Annotated in this window: 10 protein-coding genes and 1 tRNA gene; 7 read left to right on the top strand and 4 right to left on the bottom strand. The window is 42.9% G+C overall.

Annotated features, from left to right (window positions below; all coding sequences use genetic code 11):
* From V7K30_RS09925 to V7K30_RS09915, 3 genes are all read left to right on the top strand, one after another.
* Window positions 1–2,486: TonB-dependent siderophore receptor (locus V7K30_RS09925; RefSeq protein ID WP_334998882.1), on the top strand; the 2,486-nt coding region annotated here is incomplete at its 5' end.
* Window positions 2,487–2,600: 114 nt separating this feature from the next.
* On the top strand, window positions 2,601–2,723 hold the full coding sequence (locus V7K30_RS09920) for a hypothetical protein (protein ID WP_334998881.1): 123 nt from the start codon (window positions 2,601–2,603) through the stop codon (window positions 2,721–2,723).
* A gap of 208 nt (window positions 2,724–2,931) precedes the next feature.
* The gene (locus V7K30_RS09915; RefSeq protein ID WP_334998880.1) at window positions 2,932–3,552 is read left to right on the top strand and encodes a cytochrome b N-terminal domain-containing protein; all 621 of its coding nucleotides are present in this window, start codon (window positions 2,932–2,934) and stop codon (window positions 3,550–3,552) included.
* 85 nt (window positions 3,553–3,637) lie between these two features.
* On the opposite strand, the gene V7K30_RS09910 is transcribed toward V7K30_RS09915, so the two are convergent.
* Window positions 3,638–5,557, bottom strand: coding sequence for a cation:proton antiporter (locus V7K30_RS09910; protein ID WP_334998879.1), 1,920 nt, complete (start codon window positions 5,555–5,557; stop codon window positions 3,638–3,640).
* 326 nt (window positions 5,558–5,883) lie between these two features.
* On the opposite strand from V7K30_RS09910, the gene V7K30_RS09905 reads away from it, so the two are divergent.
* A tRNA-Glu gene (locus tag V7K30_RS09905) sits at window positions 5,884–5,956 on the top strand.
* Window positions 5,957–6,045: 89 nt separating this feature from the next.
* Here V7K30_RS09905 and V7K30_RS09900 read toward each other — a convergent pair.
* From V7K30_RS09900 to V7K30_RS09890, 3 genes are all read right to left on the bottom strand, one after another.
* Window positions 6,046–6,654, bottom strand: coding sequence for an SRPBCC family protein (locus tag V7K30_RS09900; RefSeq protein ID WP_334998878.1), 609 nt, complete (start codon window positions 6,652–6,654; stop codon window positions 6,046–6,048).
* An 8-nt stretch (window positions 6,655–6,662) separates the two neighbouring features.
* Window positions 6,663–8,681, bottom strand: coding sequence for a GAF domain-containing protein (locus V7K30_RS09895; protein ID WP_442941055.1), 2,019 nt, complete (start codon window positions 8,679–8,681; stop codon window positions 6,663–6,665).
* Window positions 8,682–9,200: 519 nt separating this feature from the next.
* On the bottom strand, window positions 9,201–9,542 hold the full coding sequence (locus V7K30_RS09890; protein ID WP_334998876.1) for a hypothetical protein: 342 nt from the start codon (window positions 9,540–9,542) through the stop codon (window positions 9,201–9,203).
* Between the two features lie 71 nt (window positions 9,543–9,613).
* Here V7K30_RS09890 and V7K30_RS09885 point away from each other — a divergent pair, with 71 nt between their 5' ends.
* The 3 genes from V7K30_RS09885 to V7K30_RS09875 all read left to right on the top strand — a co-directional run bounded on the left by V7K30_RS09885 (window position 9,614) and on the right by V7K30_RS09875 (window position 10,892).
* Window positions 9,614–9,862, top strand: a complete 249-nt coding sequence (locus V7K30_RS09885; RefSeq protein ID WP_334998875.1) for a hypothetical protein — start codon at window positions 9,614–9,616, stop codon at window positions 9,860–9,862.
* Between the two features lie 114 nt (window positions 9,863–9,976).
* Window positions 9,977–10,483 carry an HNH endonuclease gene (locus V7K30_RS09880; protein WP_334998885.1) on the top strand — a complete coding sequence of 169 codons (507 nt, stop codon included), beginning with the start codon at window positions 9,977–9,979 and terminating at the stop codon, window positions 10,481–10,483.
* A gap of 16 nt (window positions 10,484–10,499) precedes the next feature.
* Window positions 10,500–10,892, top strand: coding sequence for an alr0857 family protein (locus V7K30_RS09875; RefSeq protein WP_334998874.1), 393 nt, complete (start codon window positions 10,500–10,502; stop codon window positions 10,890–10,892).
* Window positions 10,893–11,004: the final 112 nt, after the last annotated feature.

Below are 11,004 nucleotides of genomic sequence, written 5' to 3'. Positions count from 1 at the left end.
TTAAAGTGCGAACTCAACCCATTAGGGTTATCTCTCAAATGTCACTCATCCCTGAATATTTCTACTCATTTCGAGTGAACGAATCGCACCCCACGACTAAAGGTGTGGAGATTATTTTACGGACAACTAAAGGCGAACAGTTGCAACTAGTCAATCGCAGTGCTGGTAGCAATTTCATCACTGATATTCCCAATGCTCAACTGCGTCTACCATCGGGCGAAGCATTCATATTCCGCTCAGATAAGCCTGTAAAGGGTGTTACACAGATAACAGTCACGAATTTTAATGCCAATACTATCCGGGTGACGGTGATTGGTGAAGCGAGTGTACTGACTGTAGAGTTGTTTGACAGTCCTGATGAGGGTTTGATTTTTAGCGTTGCAAGTACTGCACCTTCTACGACATCACAACAGCCACCGCAAAGCCAACCAACTCCTGAACAACAAAAGCCTGAGAGTCAAACACAGCCAAAACCATCAACCAATAGTGATGAACCGATTGAGTTGGTAGTAACGGGTGAAGAAGACGGATATCAAGCACAAAATGCAACAACTGCCACCAAAACCGATACACCACTGCGCGATATCCCTCAGTCAATTCAAGTTGTTCCCCAACAAGTTATCAAGGATCAGCAAATCACCCGGATTAGCGATGCTGCACGCAATGTTAGTGGTGTCTCACTACAAGGTAGTTACGGTGCTAACACAGATGCTTATATCATCCGGGGATTTTTAACGTTCAATAGCCTGAGAAATGGTTTCCCAGCTGGAGATAACTACATCGATCCTAACAGCATTGAACGAGTTGAAGTTCTCAAAGGTCCTGCTTCAGTGCTATATGGTCAGTTTGAACCGGGTGGTGTGGTCAATTATGTCACCAAACAACCGCTTGCAACTCCCTATTATGCAAGTGAATTTACAGTCGGAAGTTACAGTGATTATAAATCCTCAATCGATATTTCTGGACCACTCACCTCTGACCAAAAGTTGTTGTATCGCTTGAATGTTGGCTATGAAAATTTTGGGAGTTTTATAGATTTTGTTCACGGGCAATATTTCTCAATATCGCCCGTATTGTCCTATAAGATCAGCGATAATACAAACTTGACTTTGGAATATGAGCATACTGCTCAAAATCGAACATTTTATGATGGTTTGCTACCTATTCGTGAATCTTTTCAAGTTCCCATCAGTCGTTTTTTAGGAGAACCAAGCGCCGACAAGTACAATGTTGACTCTAATGCATTTTACTTGACTTTAGATCATACCTTCAGTGAAAATTTACGGCTGCATAGTGCCTTTTCAGCATACTTTACTACTTCTGATAATAATAACGTTGTCCGACCAGACTCACTTGAAGCGGATGGTCAGACAGTATCCCGAAGGCTTGCTGGAGGTGCCGGTTACACTCAAACATTTGATCTGCAAAATGAATTAGTCAGCAAGTTCAAAACTGGTTCGATTAATCATCAGCTGCTCCTGGGTTTAGAGTTAGGTTGGCAAAACCGGTTTCTTGATTACCTTCGCACTGCCGCTCCTGGGATTAATCTTTTCAATCCAGTATATGGTGCGCCACTGCCAACCAGTTTCGTCGATACAGCACAAGCACAGGGGTCTTATACCGATACTATAAGTATTTACTTGCAAGACCAGGTAACATTACTTTCTAATTTGAAGCTACTGGTTGGTGGAAGATATGATTTTGTCAGCTACAACGACAGAACCACAGACTTGAATAACAATGGTGCACTCCTTTCTGCAAATAACTTTTACGATGAAGCTTTTTCACCCCGTGTGGGACTGGTTTACCAACCGATAAAGCCAATCTCCCTATACGCCAGTTATAGCGAGTCTTTTGTACCCAACAATGCCAGAACAGCTAGCCTAGAGGCATTAAAACCTGCTCGTGGAACCCAGTATGAAGCAGGTATTAAAACCGAGTTATTGGATGGTAAGCTTTCGGCAACACTTGCAGCATACGAGATTAGAAAAACCAACGTACCTACAACCGATCCAAATAAAACTGATTACTCAATTGCAGCTGGAGAAGTCAAGAGTCAAGGTATTGAATTCGATATTTCTGGGCGAATTTTACCTGGGTGGAATGTAATTGCATCTTTTGCCCATAACGATACCTATGTTAGCGAGGATAATAACCTACCTGTGGGTGACAGATTAGTCGGTGTGCCAAGGAATACTGCTAGCTTCTGGACAACCTATGAAATTCAAAGTGGTTCTTTCAAAGGATTGGGATTTGGTGGAGGACTGTTTTTTGTTGGCGATACCGAAGCCAATCTACCAAACGATGGAGTTGTCATTCCTTCCTACGTCAGAACTGATGCCTCTATTTTCTATAAAAAAGAAAATTGGCGATTTGGTCTCAACTTCAAAAATCTTTTCGACACCACATATTACGTGTCTCAAGGCTACTATCTGCGTCCCGGAGATCCGTTGACTGTTCTGGCGACGATTTCCGTACAGTTTTGATTCCACCCTAATCCTCACCGATGCATTGGGGAGTTGGGGAGGGAGTCTAATTCTTCCCTCCAATGATCGGGAGGATTGAGGGGGGTAAAAAATCCAACTTACAAAGTGGCGATTATGAACCGGAAAAAAGTACGTCATGTCACCCTTGATTTTATTTATAACTGGCTTTGTCATGTACCGACATCCCTACCAGGAAAAACCTGTCCGCCACAATTAGGTAATAGAACTATCAAATAACCGTCAAAGTTAATTGACCGGAAAAGGCACAACTTCCCAGCCTGGAGGCTGGGAAGTTGGCAACACAAGACTTTGGGCTGATATTAGTGCTATTCATATTAGATTTAAAAAACTTTATTTTTAATTTAGAAATACAACATTTATTAATATTTCTTAGCTAAAATTGTAATAAGAATAAATACTTAGTTAAGAACAGGAGGGGTGAGCCATGCAAAGCACCCAGTTCGATAAGATTTTGCGACGAATAGCGACGATATTATCAGTCGTGATTCTAAGTCTGTGCTTAATTTATGTATCTACCGGAGTTTTGCTTGCTTTTTACTATGAACCGACAGCAGGCGGAGCTTATAACTCCTTAAAGATGATTAATACACAATTGCCATACGGGTGGTTGTTTCTGAGAGCGCATGATATTGCTGGTAACGCGGTAATTGCGATCGCTCTAATTCAGATTGTGGTGATGTTTTTAGGCCGGCAATTTCGCAAGAGTTGGCTAGCTGCTTGGATTAGCGGGATTTTGTTGACCCTAAGTGCGATCGGGCTGGATTGGAGTGCGATGATCTTAGATTGGACTCAGGAAGGATACTGGCGTTTTAACATTGAGTTGGGAACCATCGAAGCCATTCCTTTCATTGGTGGACAACTGCGCGAAATTTTAACTGGTGGTGGAGCCATTAACACAGTTACTGTCGAACACCTTTACACAATACACAGTTATCTGATTTCGATGGCGACGCTAATTCTTGCCATAGTTCATTTATCTGCTTTACTGTGGCAGGAATGGCAAATGTATCAAGAAGCGCCAAGTCCAGAAATTGCTAGTTTGTAACAACCACCAGAAGGCGAATTTATTCCTTCTCAAAGCTAATAAAGAGGGCTGAATTAGGAGTTATATTCTTCCTCAGCCTCCTTCCTTATACCCCAGGAGCCTCACTAGCGGAAAATTGAGATAATTGGGCGAGGGATAGGTCTTCAACCTCTGGTAACTTTTCTAGAGAGAGGGGAGTGGATTGGGTAGCACCAGATAAGCGTTTTAAAAGGCTAGGTCTGGGGTCATGCAACAGGTAAATAATGCAATCGCCAATTTCCCACTCTTGGTTAGCTGGCATAACCTGTAAGCGCTCTTCTCGTTCTACCAATAGCGGTATCAACACCCCAGTCCGAATTTTTTCTTGGATGCGATCGCATTGAGTGGAAAACTCCAACTCATTTAGCGTAGTTGTCCCCAGCTTGACCCGCCCATCATTTAAATATTCATTCCAAGTCTTAATCGCTAAGTCTGGGATAAAAGCTTGATTAACTTTATTACTAACCGAGGTACTCGCTTGCGGATCACGGGGGAAAACAGCTAAGACACGCGGGGGCTTAAATTCCTCAGCTGCCCTTTGAGCCAAAACAAAATTCACCTCGCCATTACTTGTCATAGCTAAAAAAGTACCCATAGAGGCAAGTCCTGCCTCTTCCAAAACAGCAGCATCCAGCGCACTACTGGCAATAACCCGCAGATTTTGGGCCTCAGCCTGAACAAGACATTCGGGGTCAGTATCAATCATGACTACGTTTTCTCCCCGTTCTTGAAAGAACCGGGCAATCAAAAGACTCAAGGGATTACAACCCACAATCACTGCTCCAGTTATGTCTTTGGAGGTGATTTGTAGCCATTTAGCAACCCAGCCAGCCGTTAGACCTTGGCAGACAACAGTCATGATAATTGTCAGGAAAACTAGAGCTTTGATGGAATCACCGCCGTTAATGCCACGCTGGGTCAGCGAAATCGCAAAAAAAGAAGCTACGGAGGCAGCAACAATTCCTCTAGGAGCAACCCAGCTTAAAAACAGTTTCTGTCGCCAATTTAAGTCACTGTTCCAGGTACACAAAAGGATATTAATCGGGCGAACGACAAACATTAATACCAAAACAGTGAATAAACTACCCCAACCCAAAGCAAACACACTGGCAATGGATAGGTCAGCAGCTAATAAGATAAATAGCACCGAGACACTGAGAATTGTTAACTGGCCCTTAAAGCTCCGTAACAGACGTTCTTCTGGGACTGAGGAATTAGCAAAGACTGCTCCTGCAACTACTGTTGTCATTACTCCCGATTCACTACGGATCATTTGCGATAAGCTAAACAGGCTCCAAAGTATTGCCAACACCACTAAGTTTTTGAGCTCGAATGACAGAAAACTAGCGCGTTTGAAAATCAAACTCATTAGATAACCGCCAGCACCACCAATTGCCCCACCAACGCCCAGGCGGATGAGTAAACCAATGATGGCATTAATGGGGTCAGTATCGTCGTTCAAAATGGTATCCAGGACAACGAAGGCGAGGATAGCCCCTACAGGGTCAATTAAAACCCCTTCTCCTTCCAAAAGTGTTGCCACTTGCCGATCTACATTGATTTGTTTGAGCAAAGGGCCAACGACGGTTGGGCCTGTCACCACAACTATGGAAGCATAGAGAAAAGCTATCTTCCAGGGAAATTCACCCAGCCAGTGAGCAGCCATACTCCCACCAAGCAGTGTGATCAGCGTTCCTAGAGTAACGAGCAATTGCAGGCTGACTGAAACTCTACCTAACTCTCGCAGATCCAAGTTAAGTCCGCCTTCAAACAAAATAATTGCCGTTGCTAGGGCGACAATAACTTCCAGTCCAGTGCCTAGCAAATGGGGATGCAACAGCCCTATGCCATCAGAGCCAAACAATATGCCTAACAGCAATAACAAGACGATGCTGGGTATGCGAAAGTATGCAGCCAACACCTGGGCGCTTATGCCTGCAAGGACAGCGATCGCCATCTGTAAGGTGATTTCAAAAGATGCTTCCATGTTGTAGATTTTGAGCGATTTATTTCAAAATCTTTTGTAAAAAATCGGAGATATTAACTCTACAGGGTACAACATCATACCCTTTGTCCTTTCCTGAATTTAGCGTTTTTTCGATCTGTGTATTCCCCTAAATTCCGAGCGCCTGTCGCTGGTGCATCCTGCGGCTTCCCACAGAAGCATCTACGGAATTCTTTTTGTGTCTCCATATTGTTGTATCCTCTTCAAGCTTTTGCCTCCACCCAGTTTAGCTGTCACAAACTTTTTTTGGCAAAAGTTGTTGACAACGGCAAGGAAATTAGTTACCTTATAAAAGGTTTGAGTCCGATGCCCCCATCGTCTAGAGGCCTAGGACACCTCCCTTTCACGGAGGTAACGGGGATTCGAATTCCCCTGGGGGTACTTAAAAACAATAAAAAGCAAAAGTGTTTTTTGTTGGAAATCTGTGAAGCAAGACTATCATCCAGGATACTTCCTGAATGATAGTTTAACTATACATAAGGTTCTTTGCTGGCTAACTTTTCTACACGTTGGTGAATAGCCAGAAGATTTAACCGTAAATCTTGACTCAGGCGATTTTCAATGATTCTCACTGGCATAGTGAGTTTAGGCCAAACTTGAATTGTATAGCAGAGATTTGTTCCTATATACTCACCGAAGGAATAAGGCTCTAGGCACCAGCTACCAGAAAAGCCTTTAAAATCTCCCTCTACCATACGGAAATTAATTTCTTTAGGGAAGTATTCTTCCAGATCCAGAATTACCCGCGCAGAAAAGTTGAAATTTAGTAAGCGCTGGGAGCCTACTTGCTCAAGTCTAATTCCACCATTGGGATGCTCGATTAGACGACTCTTGGCGAGGTTGGGGAGAAAGTCAGGTAAGGCTTCATAATCTGTCAGAACCTTCCAGATTTGTTCCACTGGTTGGGGAATTTGGACTTTAGCGCTGATTTGTCGCTGTCGCTCTCCTATTTTCTCAATTTGAATTTCTACCTTAGCCAACAAAGCAACTGGATGAGTAGGTAAATCCGCTTCGAGGTTGATGTCATCACTAGGAGACTGGAAATCAAGGTTCTCTGTTGCGTTCTGTTTTTTAGTCACTTTCAGAATTATGGTTTGCTTTCGTCAGAAAATTGCGGCAGAGTCAGGGTGAAGCAAATTTCGCTCTGTTCAGAATCCGAGATTTGGAGACTTTCAACAGCGATCGCCCCATTCAAATGCTGCACTAAAGACTTGACAAGAGCAAGTCCCAAGCCAGTCCCTGGAGTCCAGCGCCCTTTTCCGCGACGGAACTTGTCAAAGATGTAGGTTGCTTCTTCTTTGGAGATGGCACGTCCTGTATTCGTTACCTTTATGATAACTTGATCAATTTGTTGATCAACTCGGTGAGAGGCTTGTAAGTGGACGATGGTATCATCCTGTGAGTATTTACAAGCATTGGTTAACAACTCCTGGAAAATACGGTCAAAACTTTCTAGTTCAGTTTGCAGTTTTAGCGATTCCTCTGGTAAATCTACAGAAATCTTTAATCCCTTCTCTGCGAGCTTTTCCTCAAAAGATGCTGCTATATCCTGGATTCTAGTATTTAAATCTATAGTTTTTAATTGTGGAGCTTCGTGAGGCGACTCTAGTTTCTGGAGTGTCAACAAGTCATTAATCAAGTTAATTTCCTTTGTACATTCCTGCTCTAGGATATCCATGTATCTAACTTGACGCTCTGGCGCTATTCCTGGCAAACGTAAGTTCCGAATGGACATCAGCATATTTGTCAAAGGATAACGCAAGCGATCGCTCATGTTGCTCAAAAATTCATCTTTGAGTTCGTTAAGTTTTCGTAGTTGCTCGACATACTGCCGTGTTCTTTCATGCAATTTCGCCTGGAGTTCCAGACTACTCTGGAGTTTCGCCGTCCGCTCATCTACCAAAGTTTGCACTTGGCGCAATGTCTGTGACTGAATTATGGCGTTACTTACTTGAGCACAAACCATTTCCACAATATTTAATTCTGCTGCTTGCCAACTGCGAGCGACAGCTTGCTGTAGCACTAAGAATCCTAAGATTTTACCTTGATTCTCCAATGGCACTAATAATACCGCAGGCAATTCCTTTATTGCAAATAATGGAGCAGCAGCGGAGGTATCGTTTTTTTCTGTATAATCATCGAAGATTACTGGTTTTACAGAATCTATGAAGGCACGCTGGCATAAACCACACTCCGAAACCAAGAAAGACCGCTCTAAGGTATTTGGTGTACTAGTGCGGGGACTTTGTATTTCCCTAGTCCATTCACCGATCACGGTAGCTTTAGCTTTAGGAATTTGTTTTTTAGCTTGAGTCCTAAATAGTGGATCTGTATATTTAAGTTGTATAAGCAAACCCCGATCTGCTTGTAGAGATTCGGCAGTAGAGGCGATAACTAACTGGAGCATTTGATTAAGCTCCAAGTTGCTACGACTCAGTATGGTTAATTGCTTGATCAAACTTTGATACTGGTTGTTCTTTTGCAGATGCTGTTGTTGATGAGCAATTAGCTGGGCTTGTGCTACGCGAGAAAAAGCGATCGCGCAAGCCGACTCCACCTCTTTGAGCAGTTGTTTTTCTGATTCACTCCAATTATAAGGTTGGAATTTAATCAGACTAATCACCCCATTATTATTGCCACCAAACCGGGTGGGAATTGCCAAAACTGCTTTTATCGGTAGTGGCAAATATTGACAGCCAATTACCAGACTGTTCTGAATGATGGAAATATCTTCAATAGTCAATGGTTCAGCAGCACATTGTAGCACTGGCGAGTGCATAAGCAACTGTTCCATCGAAAACATCTCTTCTGGGTGTGGCATCCCTAGATACTCATCAGCACACCAATTAGTAGTAGTCGCTTCGTCGGATGTCTCACCCGTTACTGAAACCAAGCAGCAGCAATCTACTTCAAAAGCAACTCCTAGCAATTGGGCAATATCTTGCAGCATCAATGCCGACGCAGAGCTATTAGCAATGATTTGGTTAATCTTTTGTACCAACTGGCGGGCAGATTCTTCATGATGCTGCATCAGCTTGACTTGGTAAGGTTGTAGTCGATCTATGTCATCGACGTAATGTGGCGGCGACGATAAAGGCTTTTTCATTCTTGGTATGCCCTCGGATAATAACACCATTGTTTTTGCACCCAACTTCTTGGCATATTTTTCACCGTTAGTTGTGTTGCTACACCCTGATAATTGACAAATCTTGTCTGAATACTTTCTCTCACCTGTTATAGCCCTTTTCTATCTCAGATGGCCAAGTTCCCAATGTATCAACCAAATTGCTACATTGGTACATAAGTAATAGAATATTTAAGATATCTTATAAATGCTTCAGTTAGCTTATTTATGACTGCTCTATGTGAAATAATTTACTAACCTTATCCTGTCTGTAAGTATACATAAACCGTAATTTCTCTGGAATTCTAGCAAAATTGCCCTTCCGATCACGTAAAATTACTTAACTGATTTGATAAATTTTTGTGACATTTTTTTTTAAAGCTAGTAGGTTTAACAAGCTACTCTTTGATCTCCGTAACTCTCAGTAAAATATCAATGAAGCTAAATTTTGAATGCAGCCCAATTATTTTTACTAATAACTGGGCTGTATTCGTCTGAATATTAAGACTGTCCAGCCAAGCTCTCGACACTCAGAGGAACCATATCACCATTCCTCGTTAGTCCTAACAACATTGGTTGTTGGGGTTGAATTAGTTGACCTGTGAGCACACAGCGTTCTTCTTGCTGAGCTGTGGCAGCTATGCTAGCTCGAATGTCGGATCGCGAAAATCGAGGCTTCCACTCACCTGATTTTTGCTGGACATAATTCCAAAGGATATCTCGGATCAGAGCTTGATATCCCTGATTCCCAGCTATTTCTTTGAGTTTATCTTTGAGTTCCCGCTCTAGGCGGATGCTGGTAACTTCCATATCGGTGGTTGGGGTGCGAGCGATCGTATGCATCACTATTTCTCCTTAAAGGTATAGACAGGATAGTAATACAAGTGTAGTATGTTTAAAGGAATGTTCAATAGGTGAAATTTTCTGTGAAATCCATTTACCCCATCTCTACTTCTTTTGGCGCTACCAATTGCCGAGCCGGTTGGGAATCAGCTGCTATGGAAGTGGAGTATATATTTATGGGCGATGGTAGCCGGAATTATGGGCAAATCACAGAGGGTAATTATGATTTTAGACATCTCAGCATTAGTGCACTGATTGCAAAACCACAACTAGATGAAGAAAGCGGGGGGTACAGGCAAAGAAATACTGTACCGATATAAGACCAGAAAGTTTTCCGGTCAATTCTAACCCCCGCTTCACTTAAAACTTGAAGCGGGGGTTTTTTTATAAGGAGTGAAGCTGTGACGATATCTTCCATGCGCGGCGCGAACGCAATGCAAGTGTTAGAGCAATCTGTGGTGGTGTTTTCTCAAAATTACTTGCCACTGTGTCGGATCAATATTAAGCGGGCAATTGTGTTGTTAGTAACTAACAAAGCTCAACCTCTGGGTTTTACCACAGAAGGCGGATGGCGAGTTCATTCACCCAGTTTAGTAATTGATGTGCCAAAACACATTCGCTTGACAATCACTTCTAATGAGCGGATGTGGAAAGTTCCGCCAGTGAATCGGCGGGAAGTGTTGCGACGAGACCATCACAATTGCCAATATTGCGGTAGCGGCAAACATCTAACGCTAGATCATGTGATGCCGCGATCTAAAGGCGGTTCTCACACTTGGGATAACGTAGTCACAGCTTGTGAGAGATGTAACTCCCGTAAAGGCGATCGCACCTTGTTTGAAGCTGGTATGCAACTGCGTACCAAACCAAAAGCACCAATGCACCCCGCGATTTCTTTTGCCGAACAGTTTTGGATAGATATGCAAGCAAACCTGGAATAACAGGAGAGCATAAGGAATGCTGAAATTAACTTACACTGAAAGTAGCTTTGATTTGGAATGTGTCACTCTGTCGCTGGAGGAATGGGTAGCGCAGCGAGTGATTTTAGCCCTGCGAGTTGGGCAAAGTTTATGCATTGAACCCAGTACCGCTTCCTTTTTGCTTCCTGTTGATTTGCCAGGAGTAGAAGTGCTTAAAGCTGAGGTAAAAAGAGATGATAGAGGAATCATTGCCTTCTGTGCCTGCGATGCCGAATATATGGAAGTCACCCTGCGGGGTTCTTGGCTATCAGATAGTTATAAGGATGCTGTAGGTGTGTTTGTCACCACTATGAGCGATCGCGCTGAGTTCTTTTTGCACAAACTTTGGCAAGAAGCTCAAGAAAGCAATGCTTCCGTCATGAGCGAATAAACAAAATAGTAGGGTGACTCAATTTTGGATTTTGGATTTTAGATTTGTTCTCGCGTTGAAATTCGGGGGCAACTCTTACAAGACGCTGCGCGAACAGACCTTTTTAGATTTT

The organism is Nostoc sp., assembly GCF_036917655.1.
In the GTDB taxonomy this organism is placed as follows: domain Bacteria; phylum Cyanobacteriota; class Cyanobacteriia; order Cyanobacteriales; family Nostocaceae; genus Nostoc.
Note: the sequence above shows the minus strand (reverse complement) of the source record. Positions and strands in the feature narration are given on the sequence as shown.

Bases quoted from the DNA above. Each gene is read 5' to 3' on its own strand.
- V7K30_RS09875 (WP_334998874.1), top strand. From the start codon at position 10,500: ATGCTGAAATTAACTTACACTGAAAGTAGCTTTGATTTGGAATGTGTC.
- V7K30_RS09915 (WP_334998880.1), top strand. From the start codon at position 2,932: ATGCAAAGCACCCAGTTCGATAAGATTTTGCGACGAATAGCGACGATA.
- V7K30_RS09880 (WP_334998885.1), top strand. From the start codon at position 9,977: ATGCAAGTGTTAGAGCAATCTGTGGTGGTGTTTTCTCAAAATTACTTG.
- V7K30_RS09920 (WP_334998881.1), top strand. From the start codon at position 2,601: ATGAACCGGAAAAAAGTACGTCATGTCACCCTTGATTTTATTTATAAC.
- V7K30_RS09895 (WP_442941055.1), bottom strand. From the start codon at position 8,681: ATGAAAAAGCCTTTATCGTCGCCGCCACATTACGTCGATGACATAGAT.
- V7K30_RS09890 (WP_334998876.1), bottom strand. From the start codon at position 9,542: ATGCATACGATCGCTCGCACCCCAACCACCGATATGGAAGTTACCAGC.
- V7K30_RS09910 (WP_334998879.1), bottom strand. From the start codon at position 5,557: ATGGAAGCATCTTTTGAAATCACCTTACAGATGGCGATCGCTGTCCTT.